General features: G+C 65.1%; 22 protein-coding genes. 12 read left to right on the top strand and 10 right to left on the bottom strand.

Going from position 1 to position 17,933, the window contains the following annotated elements; all coding sequences use genetic code 11:
• The first annotated feature begins 75 nt into the window (after positions 1-75).
• The gene (locus ACFVJ5_RS10110; RefSeq protein ID WP_379219580.1) at positions 76-471 is read left to right on the top strand and encodes a GNAT family N-acetyltransferase; all 396 of its coding nucleotides are present in this window, start codon (positions 76-78) and stop codon (positions 469-471) included.
• Positions 472-585: 114 nt separating this feature from the next.
• On the opposite strand, the gene ACFVJ5_RS10115 is transcribed toward ACFVJ5_RS10110, so the two are convergent.
• Together ACFVJ5_RS10115 and ACFVJ5_RS10120 are read right to left on the bottom strand one after the other, a co-directional pair.
• Complete coding sequence (locus tag ACFVJ5_RS10115) at positions 586-1,071, bottom strand: hypothetical protein (RefSeq protein WP_379219582.1); 486 nt, start codon at positions 1,069-1,071, stop codon at positions 586-588.
• A 53-nt stretch (positions 1,072-1,124) separates the two neighbouring features.
• The gene (locus ACFVJ5_RS10120) at positions 1,125-2,129 is read right to left on the bottom strand and encodes a serine/threonine protein phosphatase (RefSeq protein ID WP_379219584.1); all 1,005 of its coding nucleotides are present in this window, start codon (positions 2,127-2,129) and stop codon (positions 1,125-1,127) included.
• Between the two features lie 293 nt (positions 2,130-2,422).
• On the opposite strand from ACFVJ5_RS10120, the gene ACFVJ5_RS10125 reads away from it, so the two are divergent.
• Together ACFVJ5_RS10125 and ACFVJ5_RS10130 are read left to right on the top strand one after the other, a co-directional pair.
• The gene (locus ACFVJ5_RS10125) at positions 2,423-2,851 is read left to right on the top strand and encodes an HIT family protein (RefSeq protein WP_379219585.1); all 429 of its coding nucleotides are present in this window, start codon (positions 2,423-2,425) and stop codon (positions 2,849-2,851) included.
• A 244-nt stretch (positions 2,852-3,095) separates the two neighbouring features.
• Positions 3,096-3,563: an NUDIX hydrolase gene (locus ACFVJ5_RS10130; RefSeq protein ID WP_379219586.1), complete on the top strand. Its 468-nt coding sequence runs from the start codon at positions 3,096-3,098 to the stop codon at positions 3,561-3,563.
• Between the two features lie 132 nt (positions 3,564-3,695).
• Here the strand turns inward: ACFVJ5_RS10130 and ACFVJ5_RS10135 are convergent, their stop codons facing one another.
• Positions 3,696-4,151 carry an alpha/beta hydrolase gene (locus ACFVJ5_RS10135; protein ID WP_379219587.1) on the bottom strand — a complete coding sequence of 152 codons (456 nt, stop codon included), beginning with the start codon at positions 4,149-4,151 and terminating at the stop codon, positions 3,696-3,698.
• Positions 4,152-4,409: 258 nt separating this feature from the next.
• Here ACFVJ5_RS10135 and ACFVJ5_RS10140 point away from each other — a divergent pair, with 258 nt between their 5' ends.
• The 5 genes from ACFVJ5_RS10140 to ACFVJ5_RS10160 all read left to right on the top strand — a co-directional run bounded on the left by ACFVJ5_RS10140 (position 4,410) and on the right by ACFVJ5_RS10160 (position 7,661).
• Positions 4,410-4,769 (top strand): hypothetical protein, encoded by a 360-nt coding sequence (locus tag ACFVJ5_RS10140; RefSeq protein ID WP_379219588.1) that lies wholly within the window; start codon positions 4,410-4,412, stop codon positions 4,767-4,769.
• 213 nt (positions 4,770-4,982) lie between these two features.
• Positions 4,983-5,474 (top strand): HIT family protein, encoded by a 492-nt coding sequence (locus ACFVJ5_RS10145; protein ID WP_379219589.1) that lies wholly within the window; start codon positions 4,983-4,985, stop codon positions 5,472-5,474.
• A 183-nt stretch (positions 5,475-5,657) separates the two neighbouring features.
• A complete protein-coding gene (locus tag ACFVJ5_RS10150) occupies positions 5,658-5,999 on the top strand; it encodes a hypothetical protein (RefSeq protein ID WP_379219590.1) in 342 nt (113 codons plus the stop codon).
• Between the two features lie 369 nt (positions 6,000-6,368).
• A complete protein-coding gene (locus ACFVJ5_RS10155) occupies positions 6,369-6,998 on the top strand; it encodes a maleylpyruvate isomerase family mycothiol-dependent enzyme (RefSeq protein WP_379219811.1) in 630 nt (209 codons plus the stop codon).
• Positions 6,999-7,280: 282 nt separating this feature from the next.
• Positions 7,281-7,661, top strand: coding sequence for a hypothetical protein (locus tag ACFVJ5_RS10160; protein ID WP_379219591.1), 381 nt, complete (start codon positions 7,281-7,283; stop codon positions 7,659-7,661).
• Between the two features lie 39 nt (positions 7,662-7,700).
• Here ACFVJ5_RS10160 and ACFVJ5_RS10165 read toward each other — a convergent pair whose 3' ends face one another.
• Complete coding sequence (locus ACFVJ5_RS10165) at positions 7,701-8,426, bottom strand: SDR family NAD(P)-dependent oxidoreductase (protein ID WP_379219593.1); 726 nt, start codon at positions 8,424-8,426, stop codon at positions 7,701-7,703.
• A 105-nt stretch (positions 8,427-8,531) separates the two neighbouring features.
• On the opposite strand from ACFVJ5_RS10165, the gene ACFVJ5_RS10170 reads away from it, so the two are divergent.
• Positions 8,532-9,371, top strand: coding sequence for a LysR family transcriptional regulator (locus ACFVJ5_RS10170; protein WP_379219595.1), 840 nt, complete (start codon positions 8,532-8,534; stop codon positions 9,369-9,371).
• A gap of 596 nt (positions 9,372-9,967) precedes the next feature.
• Here the strand turns inward: ACFVJ5_RS10170 and ACFVJ5_RS10175 are convergent.
• The 3 genes from ACFVJ5_RS10175 to arfB form a co-directional block, all read right to left on the bottom strand.
• Positions 9,968-10,648 (bottom strand): HAD family hydrolase, encoded by a 681-nt coding sequence (locus tag ACFVJ5_RS10175; RefSeq protein ID WP_379219596.1) that lies wholly within the window; start codon positions 10,646-10,648, stop codon positions 9,968-9,970.
• Complete coding sequence (gene ribB / locus ACFVJ5_RS10180) at positions 10,645-11,301, bottom strand: 3,4-dihydroxy-2-butanone-4-phosphate synthase (protein WP_379219597.1); 657 nt, start codon at positions 11,299-11,301, stop codon at positions 10,645-10,647. The genes ACFVJ5_RS10175 and ribB overlap by 4 nt, the downstream gene beginning before the upstream one ends.
• Before the next feature lie 228 nt (positions 11,302-11,529).
• Positions 11,530-11,958 (bottom strand): alternative ribosome rescue aminoacyl-tRNA hydrolase ArfB, encoded by a 429-nt coding sequence (gene arfB, locus ACFVJ5_RS10185; RefSeq protein WP_379219599.1) that lies wholly within the window; start codon positions 11,956-11,958, stop codon positions 11,530-11,532.
• 191 nt (positions 11,959-12,149) lie between these two features.
• Between arfB and ACFVJ5_RS10190 the strand changes: the two genes are divergently transcribed.
• Together ACFVJ5_RS10190 and ACFVJ5_RS10195 are read left to right on the top strand one after the other, a co-directional pair.
• On the top strand, positions 12,150-12,695 hold the full coding sequence (locus ACFVJ5_RS10190) for an SDR family NAD(P)-dependent oxidoreductase (protein WP_379219601.1): 546 nt from the start codon (positions 12,150-12,152) through the stop codon (positions 12,693-12,695).
• Between the two features lie 150 nt (positions 12,696-12,845).
• Complete coding sequence (locus ACFVJ5_RS10195; RefSeq protein WP_379219602.1) at positions 12,846-13,958, top strand: hypothetical protein; 1,113 nt, start codon at positions 12,846-12,848, stop codon at positions 13,956-13,958.
• A 128-nt stretch (positions 13,959-14,086) separates the two neighbouring features.
• On the opposite strand, the gene ACFVJ5_RS10200 is transcribed toward ACFVJ5_RS10195, so the two are convergent.
• Positions 14,087-14,740 (bottom strand): TetR/AcrR family transcriptional regulator, encoded by a 654-nt coding sequence (locus ACFVJ5_RS10200; protein WP_379219604.1) that lies wholly within the window; start codon positions 14,738-14,740, stop codon positions 14,087-14,089.
• Positions 14,741-14,822: 82 nt separating this feature from the next.
• Here ACFVJ5_RS10200 and ACFVJ5_RS10205 point away from each other — a divergent pair, with 82 nt between their 5' ends.
• On the top strand, positions 14,823-15,803 hold the full coding sequence (locus tag ACFVJ5_RS10205) for a zinc-binding dehydrogenase (protein WP_379219606.1): 981 nt from the start codon (positions 14,823-14,825) through the stop codon (positions 15,801-15,803).
• A 145-nt stretch (positions 15,804-15,948) separates the two neighbouring features.
• Here ACFVJ5_RS10205 and ACFVJ5_RS10210 read toward each other — a convergent pair whose 3' ends face one another.
• Together ACFVJ5_RS10210 and ACFVJ5_RS10215 are read right to left on the bottom strand one after the other, a co-directional pair.
• On the bottom strand, positions 15,949-16,299 hold the full coding sequence (locus tag ACFVJ5_RS10210; RefSeq protein WP_379219608.1) for an HNH endonuclease: 351 nt from the start codon (positions 16,297-16,299) through the stop codon (positions 15,949-15,951).
• 130 nt (positions 16,300-16,429) lie between these two features.
• Positions 16,430-17,647 carry a lipase family protein gene (locus ACFVJ5_RS10215; protein WP_379219609.1) on the bottom strand — a complete coding sequence of 406 codons (1,218 nt, stop codon included), beginning with the start codon at positions 17,645-17,647 and terminating at the stop codon, positions 16,430-16,432.
• Between the last annotated feature and the right edge of the window lie 286 nt (positions 17,648-17,933).

Raw genomic sequence — 17,933 nt, forward strand, 5'->3', positions numbered from 1 at the left:
AACAACGAGATACGTTGTTGATACAGCTAGCTGAGCGTGGACCCACGCAGGCGACGCACACGTGGTTTCGACGAGGTGATCGACGCAGTCGACCGATTGCTCTCACAGCTGTCGCGCACAGCGAAGAGGTTGGACCGGGACGCGCTGGCGCGGTTGATGTCTGCGGAGTCCACCACGGTGTTGTTCGCGCGCAGCAACGATCGGATCGTCGGGATGCTGAGCTTGGTGATGTTCCCGATTCCCTCAGGTCTTCGAGCGCGGGTCGAGGACGTGGTGGTCGACGACTCGGCGCGCGGGCAGGGTATCGGTGCGGCCTTGATCGAGGAGGCCAAGTCCCGATCCGCTGCCGCCGGTGCCAGAACTTTGGATCTGACTTCGCGAGCGTCGAGGTCGGCGGCCACCAGGTTGTATGAGCGGCTCGGATTCCAGCCGCGTGAATCACGTGTTTACCGCTTCGCGCCAACCAGCTGACCGCCGGAAGCAACGAACGCTCATGCCGCCTGTCACGCGGTCACGAACGTCCGCTTCTGCCGATGAGTCCAGAGGATGCGACCGTGTCAGGGACGGCGTCAGCCAGACGGGTGATCACCCAGCTTGCCTGGAGGTCTCGCCACCTCCTTGCCGCCGAGGCCTGTCAGGGTTGATGTAGAGCCGAACGCCCTTATACACCACAGTGTTCGGTGAATCGTCGTCATTGTCCGGGTCGCCGGAGTCCGCAGGATCCGGCAGTTCCGCGATCTGCTCGATGACGATCTGTGCTCGCGCCGCACCGGGATCGAACATCTCCTGAAATGGCCCGACGAACGACCCTCCGAGGCCGCGGTGCTTGGCGCGAACAGCCGCCCACCCCAACAGTGCCAACGGGCCGATGGTGGCGATCAGCAGTAACAAGCCCCCCATACCCACGAGCGTACCGATGAGATCATTCACTCCGCTCACGACATAATTCAGCACCAGCGGTTGCCCTGCCCGCCTGTGGCAGATCGTCGTATTCAGGACCGGTCCGCCGTTGTATGACGCAGTCATGCGGCCCCGCTCGTCCCAGGGCAGCATTTCGACCTTGTTCAACACGGCGAGGTCCTTGACGGCGTTGCCTCTGATCTCAGCCGGTCCCCAGTGCACGATTACCCGGCTGGGTACTCCGCGTGGATATCGCCGCCGAAGAGTTTCCAGTAGAAGGCGTTCATCTTCGCAGCGGCGGGTGCGTGCCGGGTCAATATCGCGGCGACCGTCGGTGGCACGTCATCCGGGATGTGCCCAGCGGCGCACTGGAGTACGTACTCGTTGCGGGCTACCGGACCGCCGCTCAACGGTGGGGGTACCCCGCAGACATCGGTCACCAGCCAGTTGACCAGACGCATGGCGGCGTAGTCGGCGTCATGCGTGATGTGTCGTTCGGTGAAGTCGCGCTCAGCGGCTGCGAGGTCGAATCGCGGCGACGTGGCCAGCCCGAAGTCGGTGAGATAGATCCTGGACCCGTCGGTGCGCATGTTGTCGAAGTGCCCGTCCATGTGCAGCAACTCCCGATCCCGCAGAAAGGTCCCGATTTCCGAGAACTGCCGCTCGACTGCGGATGCCTTGCCCGCCGGGTTCTCGCGCAGCAAGTCCGCCATCGAGTGCGGGATGTACTCGCAGAACAGCACAAGGCTGCTCGATGCGCCGGCCAGCGCTTCGAGACGGGTCCGCACGGCCGGGTAGCCGCCATGGGCAGTGACGACGGTGTCGATGTCGGCGTGTTCGGCTGCGATCGGCGACCGGCCAGGCAGGACCCGCCAGTGGTAAAGAATCGGAAACGCCTGTGTCTCGCCGCCCAGAACGGCTTCGGTGACGATGATGTTCGCTGCCAACTCACGCCATGCGTTGAAACCTGGGCCGCCGATACCGTATTGACAGAACACCGGCAGGTCGAACAGGTTCGCGGTGGAACCTCGGTTGGCGACCTCCAGGTCTGTCAGTGGGATCCGCTTGGTGAACACCGGAACGCCGTCGACGGCGAGGACTCCCGAGCCACCACCCACACCCACGTTGATGACTCGACCGGCGCCAACCAGATCAGCGAGCTCGAAATCGTTGCACGACGCCAAGAAGTCCGAAAGTCTTTGGTGGCGGGCAGTTCTGGCAGCCGTCATCGCACTATTCTGCCACCGCGTCGACGATCGAACGTTTGTCGGCAGCCGGTCCCGCACACAGAACGCACCTGTTCTGCCGCGAGTAGTGCTGTTCGAGCGGTCGCGGCGCGCTCTCGGGGGCAACAGCACGTGGCTCCATTGTGGACCGTTCAAAGGACGCGCTCGTGCCGAAAGCGCGTATCCAAACGCATACGTGCTTCTGCCGATTGCAAAGTGTTCAAGGTGAAAGTTTCTTCGTGCGTCCGAGCACTCGGTGCAGGAGCGACAGTATCGTTACCCGTATGTGGGGGTGCATGATCTGTGACAAGCACAACGGGACCGGACCACTGGTGAGCCCGGTGATCTATGTCGATGACCTCGTGGTGGTGACACACCGCCCCTCCCAAGGAGAATGGGTCCGGCCGGGGTATCTGTTCGTCGAGCCTCGACGTCACGTAGCGACTCTCGATCTGCTCGACGACGCCGAAACCCTCGCGTTCGCTCGCGCTGTCCGCTCGTCGATCGGGGCGCTGCGCCAGGCACTCGAACCCGCCCACGTCTTCACCTTCGTGGCTGGCCTGAGCGCTGCTGGTATCCACCTTCACCAGCACATCTTCACCCGGCCTGCTGGTACCGCACGAGATGTACCCTGGTACAGCGCCGATTCTCCCGACGCGCCTCAAATCCCCGCAGCTGCCCTCGATGCACTGTGCATCGAGCTGACTGCAGCGTTTCGGGGCTGAGGGCCCACAACGAGCACACGAATTCGGAACCGCCCGAGCCATGGGACCCGGGGCAGACCGACGCTTCTGTTGGGTGCTGCCGACGATGCCGACTTCCCCAAGCAGCGCTACTGCGCTTTGTGAGCAAGCTCGGCCTGATGAGTCCGCCTAGCGACGACCGGACGAGCTGAAATGCCGATGAGGGCGATCGCTTCGGAAATCTGCCACGTCCAGCGATCCGAGTGTCGGAGATAGAGTTCAGCGGGTGACTTTCAGAATCGCGGCATACGGCGTCTGCCTCGAACAGGATCGAGTGTTGCTTGCTCGCCATGTAGCCGAAAGCGGCGAAACCATCTGGACACTTCCAGGTGGCGGGGTCGAGCACGGAGAGGATCCCTTCGATGCGGTAACCCGCGAGCTTTCGGAGGAGACCGGATATGAAGGCGTCGTCGAACGACTGCTCGGAGTGGATTCAAGGGTGATCCCGGCAGTTGTCGCCCATGCGGGCGTGGAGCACCAGAACATCGGAATCTTCTACCGCGTCCGCGTCATCGGCGGCCGTCTCAGAGCCGAACCGAACGGGGCGACTGTCGAGCCGACCTGGACTCCGACCTCCGAAGTGGCCTACCTCCGCCGATCCTCGCTTGTCGATACCGGCCTGGCTCTGGCACAGACCCTCCCGGCATCCGGTCACGTCACGTCCACACCGGTCAGCGGTCTGATCCAGCACTGAATCGCTTCCGGTTCGAACCGATTATCCGGCCAGCTGAAGATCGACGGCTCGACTTGTCTCGAGCCCTTGGATCGCACGGTAGTGCCAATGACTGTGTGGCTGATGCATCGCACCTCGGGTGGGCACCATCGCTCAGTACTTCTGCGCCAGAAGCCATTCGCGCGCGACTATTTTGTCCTCGGCGGCGATCGCATGGCCAACCGATAGCACCTGGCGGGTAACCCGGGCTCCCGCACGATGCAGCTGTTCAGCCAGCTGAAGGCCGTCCCCGGGTGACCGGCGGTTGTCGTGAGCGCCGTCGACTATCAGAACTGGAGTGTCGTCGAGGCGGTCGGCTAGATCGTGGGTGAACGGGGCCAGGGGACGGAAGAGGATCGCTCCCGCCAGCAATCCCGGATAGGTCATGAGTAGAGCTGCACCCATGATGGCGCCGTTGGAGAAACCGATTGCGACGGGGCGTCCGGTGAGGTTGTAGTCGGCGCAGGCGGTTCCGATGAAACCTGCCAGCGGCGGCATCCTGGCGATGATGTCGCCCGGGTCCACGCGACGGTCCGGCAAGCGATGGAAGAAGGCATAGCCCTCATCCATGCTGACTGTGCCACGGATACTCAGTCTTGAGGCCTCCGGGGCAATTTCATCGGCTACAGGAATGAGGTCGGATTCGCTGCCGTGTGAGCCATGGAGCAGAACGAGCGGTGATCTGCCGTCAGTACCAGCGTGGAAGCAATGAGCGTGTGTCGATGCCGTCATCGAAACAGACCCTACGGCGTTCAAGCCGCAGCGATGGGCTGTCGCCTCTTCGGTTTCACCCGTGCACGCGATCGAGCCGGTAGAGAGTATTGGCGGGTGACGAAACGTCAGGAGTGCGGCCTGGTGAAATTCTGGCGGGCGGAGGCCGGTCAGATCGGTGATGTGCTCGAAGTGCTGGACGAGGCGGCACAGTGGCTGACATCGCGTGGTGTGCGACAGTGGCCGACGCATTTCGATCCGGCCTGGGTCGAGCCCGCGGTCTCTCGCGGCGAGACGTGGCTGGTCACGGTCGAGGAGAAACCAGCAGCGACCGTGACTCTTGACTGGTCTGATCCACTGTGGGCCGACGACGCTGACTGCGCCGGGTATGTACACCGAATGGCAGTCCGGCGGTGGGCGGCAGGCATCGGCGGCCAAATCCTCGCGTGGGTCATGGCACTTTGTACAAGGCGTTGAAGAAGTGGTCATCGAGGGTCCTGGGTGCCCACCATTGGCCCTGTTCTGGGTTGGGTTGCGCCCACATGGGCTGACTCACCGCCTGTTCGCACACGGCCAAATCCGCAACTGCTCCTGACGATCTAGTTGGCGCTGTCTGCACCTCGGCCGGACAGCAAGCGGCGCGCTGTAATGAGTGGCCACACCCCAGCTGGGTCGGCAGAATCGTTTGGTATGCAACGTATTCCGTTCGACGTGGAAGCCTATGCGCAGCGAGTTCGGTCGAGCTCCTGCTTTATCTGTGAGGTGGCCGCCAGCCCGGGCAGTGACGGATGGCATGAGGTGATCGCTGAGACTGAGAACGACATCGCGTTCTTGTGCAAATATCCGACCTTGCTGGGACACGTGCTCGTGGCTCCGAAGATCCATCATGAGCACGTGGTGGGGGATCTCGCCGAGGACGCTTACCTCCAGTTGATGGCTCTGGTGTACCGGGTGGCGAGGGCAGTGGAAGCGACGGTCGAGGTCGAACGCACATATCTGCTGAGTCTGGGCAGCCAGCAAGGCAATTCCCATGTGCATTGGCATATCTCCCCGCTGCCGCCAGGGATCCCGTATCACGAGCAGCAGTTCCATGCGCTGATGGCGGAGAATGGGGTGCTGCCTTGGACGCCGAGGCAGGCTAGCGCGTTGGCCCGGCAGCTGCGTACTGCCCTGGTGAATTGACCAGGCAGGAGTTGGCGGCAACGTCCCTCTGATGCTGCTGTGCGCGCTGAGCGAAGCGGCCAACGCTGTGGTGTCGCCGGGCCGAGCCGTCGCGGCTCAGAACATCCGACAGTGCCGAAGAGCGTGCGCGTTACGGGGCGACCAGCCAGACTGTGTGGCAGATAAGGTGTTGCGGTGGTATCGATGTTGAGCAAGGGCGATGGTTGCGTATTGCCCGCCATCGCCGTCTGTTGGCTTGCCGACGATCCGCAACCAGGAATCGTTTTGGTCGAATTGGTAGACGCACATAATCGCCCTCATCAGTTGGTCGGCAAGAGTGCCTACTTCGGTGTGGGTGAACTACTTCCAACATCGCCCTATCCATGCCCGACCAGCATTCAGTGCCTAGTCGAGGACATCGACGACGACCTGGCCACGGTCAAGACTGCCGACTGGTTGACGGGCGGCCCCGACGACATACCGTTCGTCTTCGATGTGTATCTGAACATCCTCGTTCCCGCCGACCGCCTACCGCCGATCATCTGAACCAGGCGCGTCGACGTCCGCACATGCCGCATATCGCGCAGTTCTTACCAGCCGGCGGCGTCGCGCCGGACGGTCAGGCCTGAGGCGCCGAGGGCTCCGATCGGTCCGTTCCTGGACGAGACCGGCTAGGAGTTCGACTTCCGCACCGGGCAGCACGCTGCCATCGGCGCTCCCGGTTTTCGACATTCCAGCGCAAGCACCGATGAGTCTGTGCAGGTGCCGGCGTCTGCACTACAGAACGACGAAACGACTCCGCACGGTCGTTTCGCCGCACACCGTGAGGTGCGAGCGCATCGCATCGGTCCGATAGACGACTGAGTTCGGAGGTACCTCGTGTCGGATGCCCAAGCCCGTGATGCCCTCTGGGCGATGGCCCACACCGAACGCGCCGCCCTGGCCGACGATCTCGCCGGCTTGGACGACCAACAGTGGGGACGGCCATCGCTGTGCGGGGACTGGGTGATCGAGGAGGTCGTTGCGCACCTCACCGCAGCGGCGAGCATCGGACGGCTGCGCTGGCTGTCCAGCGTCCTGGGTGCCCGCTTCGACTTCGACAAGCACAACAACCGGCGCCTCGCCGAGCATCGCGGGAAAACTCCTGCCGAAACCCTCGAACGGTTCCGGGCAGTCGTCACCAGCACCACTGCGGCTCCCGGACCCACGGCAGCCTGGCTCGGTGAAGTCGTTGTCCACGCACAAGACATCCGGCGTCCCCTCGGACTACCACGCACGCCGTCGACGGAAGCCGCTACCGAAGTCGCGCGGTTCTACGCCGGACGTGACTTCACCGTTGCCGGTCGCAGCAATGCCGAGGGCCTGCGATTGGAGGCGACCGACGGATCGTTTGCCGCCGGGGACGGCCCCGTGGTCAGCGGAACCACGATCGCGTTGACTATGGCGATGGCCGGCAGATCTACGTACTGCGATGACCTCGCCGGACCCGGCGTGCCGCTGCTGCGCGACCGCGTGACCGCTCGATCCGGTCCCCACACCGGATGATCCCGACCCCTACTCGGAGTCGCATGCGGAGCGCGTCCACCTTGCGGGATGGGCGAGCGCTGGATACGTTGCCACCGTGATTCTTTCAACTGGGAAGGGCGTCGTGCGCCTGAGGCGGTGATCCCCCGCAGGGCCCAGACCCCCGACGCACGCCGTCGCACGGGTGTTGGGTCGACCACCCGAGATCGCAAGCGCTCGCAGCGCAAGCGTTTGACAGCCATCAGCGAGATCGGGTTCGACTTTCGGCCAGGACCGCCCGGACGTACCGACGTCCACAGGATCATGCCCCGCATCGATACCATCCCCCTGACTGATCTCATCGACACCGTCGAAATCTGCGCCCGCATGGAACCTGCGGGTGACGCGTACGGCGGCCTCGTTCCGCTGTTCTTCCGGTTCGAGTCGGCGATGGACCATTTCCACGGGTCCTCTTCCCTCATGAGACAGAAGACTCCTGTACTTGCTTGCAGTTGCGGGGAATTGGGCTGCTGGCCGCTGCTGACGCGCATAAGCCTGACCGGCGGCCTTGTCGTGTGGGACTGCTTCGAACAGCCCTACCGCACCACTCGCGACTACACCGCGTTCGGCCCATTCCTGTTCGACCGCGATCAGTACGACAAAGCTGTCCAGGGCCTCGACGCCGCAATCGCCGCCCACGAATGACACGCCCAGAGAACGGGAACGATTCGCACCGAGCGCCTGTCACCAGGGCACTGTTCCGGCATCGTCGAAGAATCCGCCGGTCGGTCCGTCGTCGGGCAGGGTCGCGAGGTGAATCGCGATCGCCGCCCCCTGTTGTGGTGTGCGGACGCCTCGCAAACCGTTGAGGTCGGTGGCGGTGAAACCTGGGCAGCCGGAGTTGATCAGGATGTTGGTGTCGCTCAGTGCCTTGACGTATTGGATGGTGACGGCGTTGAGGAAGGTCTTCGACGCCAAGTAGGCAGTGGGAACCGGGCCCATGTCGATGCCGGGTGTGGTCTGTAGGGCGAGCGAGCCCACGCTGCTGGACATGTTGACGATTCGCGGTGATGCCGAGCGGCGAAGCATGGGCAGCATCGCGTTGGTGACCCGGATGACGCCGATCACGTTGGTTTCCACGACGGCTCGTACGGTCGCGGGATCGACCGTGGTGGGTGTCTGTGGCGCGCCGCCGGTGATCGCGGCGTTGTTGACCAGGACGTCGAGCCCTCCGACATGGTCGGCGATCAGCTCGGCCGCGGCGGCGACACTCGCGTCGTCGTCCACATCGAGCGGCACGCCGAACGCATCGATTCCGGCCGCGCGCAGCTTCTCCACCGCGGTGTCGCGGCGGTGTTGATCTCTCGCGCCCACACCGATTCGCCAGTCGAGGGCGCCCAGGCTCGCCGCGATCTCGAATCCGATTCCCTTGTTCGCGCCGGTCACCAGCGCGATCGTCCGTTCGCTCATGCCGTTGACAATGCTGGGTACCAGGGTGGGGCGTCCAAGACCGATCGGGTGCGCGGCAATACCGTGCGGGTATTGGTCGTGGTGAGCGCCGGATACGATGACCCCGTGGAGACGCGGGAGTTGCGGTACTTCGTCGCCGTCGCCGAGGAGTTGCACTTCGGGCGGGCGGCACAACGGCTCGCGATGGCACAACCACCGCTGTCGCGGGCGATCCAGCAGCTGGAACGGCGGCTGGGAGTCGTTCTGCTGCACCGCACTACTCGCGCCATCACGTTGACCACGGCCGGGTCGGTACTGCTGCGGGAGGCGCGGCTCGCCATCGAAGCGGTCGAAGCCGCCGAGCGCCGCACCCGCCGCGCCGCTGCCGACCGGCCCGGTGTGGTGCTGGCGACCAAGGCAGGAGCGTCCAGCCAACTGTTGTCGAAGCTGCTGGACGCCTACGCCGCCGACCCCTGCGCTGTCGCAGTCGAGGTGGTGCTGTGCGGGCCCGGCGAACCGGAAAGCCTGCTACGCAACGGGAGTGCCGACGTCGCACTGCTCCACCGGCCCTACGACACGACGGCCGGATTCGATACCGAGGACCTGCACACCGAACAACAGATCGTGGTCCTGCCCGCGGGGCACCCCCTCGCCGACCGACCTCACATGTCGATGGCCGAGGTCAACGCCCTCACGGACCTACCCTTGCCGCGATGGCCTCGACGCGATGGAAGCTATCCGGACGGCCCCGGCCCGCAGGTTCGTGACCATACCCAGTTGACCCAGCTGATCGCGCTCGGTCGGGCCTGCGCGGTCATGCCCGAGTCACTCCGAGCGCAATTGCGCCACGAGCACACCATCGTGCCGGTGCCCGACGCACCGGCCGTCACAACCGTCATCGCGTGGCCACCACACAGCAGATCAAAGGCCATCGCCGATCTCGTCCGCACCGCGATATGCCTCTAGCCGACAACACCCGCAATACCGCATACCGCGCGGTCACGAACGTCAGCATCTGCCGAGTTGCTGGCGTCCGAGCCTCGAGCAGACTGGACATGTGCACAGCGACCCCGGCATCGAGGAGTCCAGCGCGCCCCTGAGACTGTGCGGCAAAGTACTCCACGGCGCGCGTTGCGCCTACAGATGGGCGGGCACACAACACTTGCCGAAGGCTGCGAGGTGCGAGACCGGCGCATCGTGCTGATCGAGGACGTCATCACTACCGGTGGTGCGGTCGTCGCCGCGACCGAGCAGTTGCGATCGCGGGGGGATCGTCGACACGGTTATCTGTGCGATCGACCGCTCGAACCCGGATACCATCAGCCGGCTCCCGTCGGTTCAGGTAGCCGTGCGCCCCGTACTGACCAAACACATTCTCGACACCGTGCACCAGTAGCAGGAGCAGGAGCAGGAGCAGGAGCAGGAGCAGGAGCAGGGAAATCATCGGTGAGGCCGCGCGGCACGTCGTTCGAAGCCGACGCGGCGCTCACTCTCGAGGGGGCGGCCTGAGACCATCTCGGGCCGTTGGAGCCGAGTTCGGGCTGATAGCGACCTGATTCGTGTCAGCGGGTGATCGTGCGGGGCGGTTCGGTGAGGATGCCGCTCAGCCACCGCTGAGCGTGGCGGTGGTCAGGGGCAAGATACTCGGCCAAATTCGCTTCGCTCGGAGACAGAGCGGGCGCCCAGCTCGGGATCGCCAGCACCCGCATCCCCGCCGCATGCGCTGACCGAATCCCCGCCACCGAGTCCTCGACTGCCACACACGCATTCGGGTCGACTGCCAGCAGGGCGGCGGCATGCAACCAGGGCTGTGGGTGGGGCTTGGTTTGCGCCTGGTCCTCACGAGCGACCACGACCTGCAGAGATCGGCGCAGCCCGAAATGATCGAGGGTGGCTGCGACGAACCGGCGCGGAGAAGCCGACACCACACCGGTAGCTGCCCGGCTCGTGACCGCCGCCAACAGCGCGTCCACCCCCGGGAGCAACTCGATGTGGCCTGCTTCGACCTGGTCGATCATCGCCTCCACACACTCGGCGATGACCTGATCGACGGCATCGATACCGCACACCCGGGCCAGGTACTGGGCCCAGTCACCGTGGCCGTGGGTACTGTGCCGGTCGACATCGGTCCAGATATGGCCGTGACCGGCAGCGTATTCCGCCCAGCAGCGGTCCCAGGGCTCCATGGTCGCGGCGAGAGTACCGTCCAGATCGAACAGGACGGCCTCGACGTACTCGCTCATGAGGGAACGGGCGCCGTGGTTCCGGTGGCGGCGATGAGCTGATCGATCGAAATCAGCTTCAGCTCATGGGAATCGGCGAAGGCACGCAGTGCGGGCAACCGCATCACCGTCCCGTCGTCGTGACAGACCTCGCTGATCGCCGCCACCGGCGACAAGCCGGCCAGCCGCATCAGCTCCACTCCTGCTTCGGTGTGGCCTTGACGCGCCGCGAGCCCGTCGGGGTGCGCTCGCAACGGGAATACGTGGCCCGGCCGTTGAAGGTCTTCTGCCCGGGTAGCAGGGTCCGCCAGTGCGCGCAAGGTAGCGGCTCGGTCGGCCGCGCAGATGCCGGACACCACGCCCGCTACCGCATCAACGGTCACGGTGAACGCGGTCTGCTTGCAGTCCTGGTTCACTGCGGTCATCAGCGGCAACCCGAGTAGCTCGGCCCGCTCGACCGACATCGGCGCGCACACCACTCCTCCGGTGTAGCGAATGAAGAACCCGAGCGTTTCGGGCGTGGCCAGTTCGGCGGCCATGATCAAGTCGCCCTCGTTCTCGCGGTGCTCGTCGTCGACCACGATCACTGGCCGGCCGACGGTGATTTCGCGGATCGCGTCATCGAGTTCATCGAAGAGATTCGCTCGGTCCTGGGTGCTCGCTGAAACGGTCATCATTGGCCTTCCTGTCCAGGTCATGGGAGTGAAGTCACGCACTCAACACAGCAGGCAAGAATGAAAACCATGATCATTGTGATCGTACGCCCCGGGGCTTTCGCACGCAGCCCTGATCAACCGCGGGACGCATCCGCTCGTGCCGCATACTGCACTGTTCTGGACCTGACCTTGCCGAATATTTCGTCCGTTGTGCCGCCGATACCCCGACCTGCGGGTCGCCGTCGACTAGTCGTCCGGGGACGCGCGGCGGTTGCGCTTGGTGACACCGCGCCGCTTCTTCGCGGAGATGCGGCGTTCCTTCGCTCCACGCGAGGGCTTGGTGGCGCGGCGAACGGGTGGTGGGGCGGCAGCGGCGTCGCGCAGTAGCGAGGCCAGCCGTTCGCGGGCGGCCGCGCGGTTCTGCAGTTGCGCGCGTTGTTCCGATGCGGCGATCGTGAGCACACCGTTGACCAGGCGGGTCGCCAGGCGGTCGAGCATCCGGGCGCGCAGCCACTCCGGCACCGAGGGTGAGTTGGCGAGGTCGAACGACAGCTCTACCCGGCTGTCTGTGGTGTTGACGTGTTGCCCTCCCGGGCCGGACGACCGTGAGAACCGCTCGCGCAACTCGGACGCGGGTATCACCAGCCCCCGAGTCACGGTCAGGTCCTCTGCCATGATCCGACGCCGCTCTCTCCGATCGAACAGTCGCCTTGGCCGGGCCGGCCCAGGTACGACTGAACGGTGACCTTGTCGTTCACGATAGCGATGACCTTGTCGACGGGGAACAACCAGGCCGTACCTCCGCACAGCACGCCAGCGGGTGTAACGGCGGTGCAAGGGCGCGCTGTCAGAGTCGATGACATGACGTGGCAGAGCGGCCGGCGGGCCGAGGGAAAGAACCTTCTGGTACCGGCGCGAACGCGGGCATCGGATACTTCACCGCCGAACAGCTCGCGGCCAACGGTGCCACCGTGGTGCTGGGCTGCCGCGACACCACCAAGGGCGACCTCGCGATACGCGGGATCCGGGCACAGGTTCCCGATGCTCGACTGCGGTGCGTGCGTCTGGATCTCTCGGATCTACCCTCACTGCCCGTGGCAGTGGACGCCCTCGATGCCGACAGTCTGGACGCGGTCGTGCTCAATGCGAGAATCCTGCTGTCCGGTATCAGCGCTCATGGACACGAATTGATTTTCGCGACAAACCATCTCGGGCATTTCGCACTGGCCCTCGCTCGCACCACCGCCCAGCGGCTGCGCGGACTACCCGCGGGTGTTGCGCTACACGGTAAACACGCAGCGGCCACCGCTGTCCGAGCCGTTCTGGACAGCGAGATAGACGGCGGGCAACTCTGGGGGGCCACGGGTTTTCGGTCTTCGAGGCAGCCGCATCGTGAGACACCGCGCATATGAACGGCCACGACACTGCCGCCGAATTGTGGGCCGCCAGTGCGGCACTTGCTGACGTCGATCCATTCATGCGTCCTTGCGCACCGATCCGACAATGACTCGCAGTGGTTCGACACCGAAATCGGCCACACGGAGTGGCGGCATGCGATCGGGATGACCACAGGGCAGACTTGGCCGGTCCAGAGCTTCATCGCCCCCGACACCGAGGCAACGATGACACCGATTCCGGCTGGTATCTCGCTCGACGCACTCTCCGAACTTCCCCAATATCCGGCAGGGACATCGTTCGGCCCCGACATCGACGCCGCCAACGCGATTCTGCTGTCCGCCGCCGATGAGCAGACCAAACGCGCGGCGTTTCTGGACTGGGCGGCCCGGCACCAGCCGTGTGTTTTCGGACGGATGGCCACCAAGTCCGGCACGCCGGCGCGAGGATTGGCGATGGATCTGTGCTGGATCGACGAACAGACGCTCGCGGCCGGGCCGCACGCGGTCTCAGCGCGGATCGCCGCAGACCGCCGCATCTGGAAGGAGCAGGCCGCGCGTGGAAAGAGCAGCGCATTTCTCGTGATCTTCAACAGCCGGTGTCTCGCGCACGCCCGGCCAGGCCCCGAATTCGCCCGTCTGTGCACAGAACTGGCGTCGCTGTACCTCACCGAACTGGCACCCGTCCGGCCCGACGTGATCTACACCGAGGCCATCCCGCTGCGCGGCAGTGACGGGGTGCTGCGCCTGTTCAAAGGCAGTGTGCAGCTGTTTCATACCGGCGCGCATCTGCGCCGCCATCACGACCGCCGGATCCCCGGCGGGGTGATGATCTCGGTCAACGGACCCGGCCACTACGCCAATTCCCTTGTCACTCAGGGTATGTGCGCGGATCTGACCGAATCTGCGCCCATGGTCCGACGCTTGGCCGCACGCTCGATAGGCGCGGGCGGTCTCGGAGACGAGCGCGCGCTGAGCACCACCTGGCACCGCGACCCCGACCCTTCCGCACGCGACTCCGCACGCTGGTTCTCCGCCGCCTACCACCTCGACGTTCTGGTCCAATCCGACGTTGTCAGCGATCCCGGCGCGCGAACCGGCCCCTGCCCCGCTCACGAACAATGGTCCTGGCTGCATTTGGATTACATCGACGCCGGCGAAACCTCCGCCATTGACCCCACCCACGGTTGGTTCCACGGCGTCCGCATCCACGAGCGCGACCTACACCACAACCCTTGGCCCCCAGTCATTCCCATCGACGCACCCGACTTCAACTACTGACCACCACCGCCGAACCCCTCACCCGAACCTGAGCGGCACAGTTCGTGGAACGGCGCTTGCTCACCGCACGAAGCGACCCGGCTGCGCGGTGCCCGGGTTCGCGTCGCTCGACACGGCGTTGCCTCCGGTCATCCTGCGTTTCTGCTGCCGGGCTTGCGTCGGGGCATCGGGGGCATCAATCGTGGCACCGGCGGTAGCGGTACAGACCCCGGAGAGGCCCGGAACGCCTCGATCATGAGGGCGGCGAAGCGGCGGGAGGCCGCGATTCGTGCTGCCGATGTGCCGGCATGGATGCCGTTGTTGGCCATGATCATGAGGATGAGGTCGTCCGCCACGATGTCGGGGCGCAGGTGGCCGGTGTTCTTGGCGCGGCGGATCAGTTCGGCGGCGCCGGTGAGCGAGGAGTTGCGGATCGCGGCGAAGTCCAGGGCGTGCGGGTAGGCGGACATGAAGGCTGCGGCGAATCCATGGTCGCGGGCTTGCAGCTCGCAGAGCTTCTCGACGGTGCGGCAGAAGCCGTGCCAGGGATCAGGGTCGGCGAGCCCTTCGTCCACGAGAGTCCGGCAGGCGAGCATCTGATCGGTGAACGCCTCGGCGACCAGCATCTCCTTGGTCGGGAAATGGCGATAGAGGGTGGCGGGGCCGACCTGGGCGCGCCGGGCGATCTCCCGCATCGGCACGTCCAGGCCGTCGATGACGAACACCGCGCGGGCCGCATCGAGGATGCGTTCGCGGTTGTACCTGGCATCCGAACGCAAGGTGTGAGGCAAACGAGTGGTCACCGCTCTCACTTTAGCTAAACGGACGGGGGTGTCCGTTACGGTCCCACTGATCAGTCCCCTCGAACAGAACACGGAGACACCGATGAAGGCAGTAGTGGTCCAGGCATTCGGAGGTCCAGAGGTACTCGCGGTGGTCGAACTCCCCCACCCGAATCCGGCCGTAGGACAGGCGTTGATCACGACCGAGGCGATCGGCGTCGGCGGTGTCGACGCCCTTGTCCGAAGTGGCGCGCTGGCCGCCTTCGGGATCACGCCAGGTCACATCCTGGGCCAAGAGGTCGTAGGCACTGTGACCGCGGTCGGCGAGGGAGTCGGCACAGAGTGGATCGGTCAGCGCGTGTGGGCGTTCACCGGTGAGGGCGGCGGCTACACCGAGCACGCCGTCGCCTCGGCCGAGACGCTCGTCCCCGTCCCGGCGGCCCTCTCGGCTGTCGACGCGGTGACACTCGGTAGCTCGGCCATGGTGGCCCACTTCGCTTTGCGCCATGCGCATTTCACGCGCGGCGAGTCGGTGCTGGTGCGTGGCGCGGCGGGCGGAATCGGCGTGATGGCGGTCCAGCTCGCGGCTCGTGGCGGTGCCGGTGCGGTCGCGGTCACGACCTCCTCGCCTGAGCGCGGCGATCGCCTGCGCGGTCTCGGCGCGACACACGTGCTGGACCGCGCCGGCAGGGGTGCGGAGAACGCTCCTGCGGGGTACGACGTCATCATCGATATCGTCGCAGGTGCGGATCTACCGTCGTTCCTCACCCAGCTCGAGCCCAACGGTCGCATGGTGGTCGTCGGTGTTATGGCAGGCATGCCACCGGCGGACTTCGGCGTGGAGATGATCAAGGCGTTCCGCAAATCGACATCGTTCGCGACTTTCAGTGCCGACACCGTGCCCACATCCGACCGACGAGCTGCAACCGCCGAACTATTCGCGGCCGCGGTGCGCGGCGAGCTGAAAGCAGTTGTGCACGAGATACTTTCCCTGGAGCAAGCTGTGCTGGCACACCAGAAAATGGAGGCCGGCGAGGTGTTCGGCAGAATCGTGCTCATCCCATCGGCCGGCAAGGGCCGGTGAGATCGTATGCCGCTCCGGATATCCTGAAATAGCCAGTGGTGCTTGTGATTTGGTTGGCCACCCCAAATCGGAAACGTAGCTGTTGCAGCCGAACAGCGTGTATCCCCCGAGACTGCCGAAGAATTCCCACTCCCGATTCACGCTACTAGGCGAACCTCGTAGTGAGCTCGGTCGCGATCTCGTAGTGGCGCACGAGGAACGAGCGTTCGTCGAGCTTCTTGCGGCGCAGCCAGCTGGTCACCTCGGCGTTGCACTTACTGGCGTTGCACGACCCGCACGCGGGCACGACGTTGCCGAGCGTGTAGCGGCCGCCGCGCGAGATGGCCTGCACGCAGTCCTTCTGTAGTGAGGTGACGGGCGATCGGCAGTAGGCGCATCCGCCCCAGGACGTCTTGAGAGCGTCCCACTGCGCGTCGGTGAGGTCGTGAGCGACGGCCGCCATCCGCTTTTTGCGCTTACGTGCGGCGCGAACCTGTTTGCTACCGCCAGTCGGCACGAGGGTGAGACTACGCGTTGCGAGGGTCAACAGGTCGGAGGCCGGGCACTATTTCCGGCACAGTCCGCACCGTGGATACCGGATCTGGCTCTGTTCGCTACTCCCCTGGGCTGTCGAGTACCGATGCCGCTCAGCAGGTGCTTGCCGCCGGCTTCGCGGCGAATCGGTCGGCCAGATAGGTCAGGGCCGCCGGCATTCCCAGCATGGCTTCGGTACCGTGCTCGCCGACGGGATTCTCCACCAGCTGCACCGGAATGCCAGCGGCGCAGTATTTTCCGGCCAGCGCCCGTGCCGCACCGATCGGCGCGAACTCGTCAGCGACAGCGTGATGGAGCAGCACGGGCACGGCAGGTACGCCCGGGCGGAACAGGGGGCTGGCTTTCCGCACCACGTTGCTCAATTCAGGGTTGTTCGTGATCGACCCAGGCCAGGCTTCCAGCGCCGCCGCATCGAGAAACGGATACGCCAGGGCGGCGTCGGGTACGCAATCGGCCCGGCTCGCGGCCAACATCCCGCGCCCGGATTCGTTGACGTACTGGGCCACATCGGCTTCCGGATAGGACCGGTCGAGCCCCACCAGGCCGACGACAACCGCCCCACCGACGATTCCACCGCTGAATCCGGACATCGTGGCTTCCAGGTCCGCGACGACCCCGCCCAGCACCACACCGGACAAACGCAGTTCCGGGGCGTAAGTGGTCTGCGCTTGCGCGGCAATAGCGGTGGCCTGCGCACCGCCGGAGTATCCCCACATGCCGATCGGCGCCGCGGGGTCGACAGCCGCGGGCGCGAACGCTCTGGCCGCGCGAATTCCGTCCAGCACGCCGTGCACATACCCGTCGGCACCGAACAAATCGGAGTCAGGCCCCTGGTAGTCCGGTACAACCACAGCCCAACCTTGTTGCAGTGCATAACCGATCATGCCGGTCTCGGCGTACGCGCCGCTGGGGGCGCCGTCGATCCCGCCACGCAGCGCATACGAAGGTGCGCATTTCGAGCCGACGCCGTCTTCGGCGACCTGGTACGACAGCAGCGGGCGCGGGCCGTCGCCAGTCCATTCTTGATGCGGTACAAGGACTGTCGCGATGTAGGCCCGGGGTGCCCCGTGATTGTCGATCGTCTTGTATTTGACCTGCCACGCAGCCGCCGACAGAGGCTGCCAGAACGACTCCGTTTCGACCACCCGCGACGCGAGCACTGTCCCATTGGCCAGGTCGGCGAGATTCTCGGGCTCGGCATAGAACGAATCCTGTTCCGGCAACGGCACTGCCGTAGCCCAACCCGCGCATGCCGCTACCAGCGCGAAAACCGCACCGACAACCGTCGCCCGCCATGTCGCGATCTGCACCGCCCGCATCGAACACCCCGCCCCGAGAACCTGTTCTAGTTTGTGTCCCGCGAGCGTAGTACTTTCGATGGGACCTGACACCCCAACCAGTGATCTAGCGGCCGGAGACGGCGAGCAACTCGGAGCCGATCAGATACCCTGCTGTCCGGGCCGTGGTTGTGGACCGCCGATATGGCGGGATTACTGGTGCCGGCCCCGGCATCGACGTCGTACCGCCCAACTGGCTCGCGCGCTGCGAGCCGCTACCTGAATGGGCGACCGCGACCACGCCGCCTGTCCGAGAGCG

Origin of the sequence: Nocardia sp. NPDC127606, assembly GCF_042671725.1 — a bacterium.
Lineage (GTDB): Bacteria > Actinomycetota > Actinomycetes > Mycobacteriales > Mycobacteriaceae > Nocardia.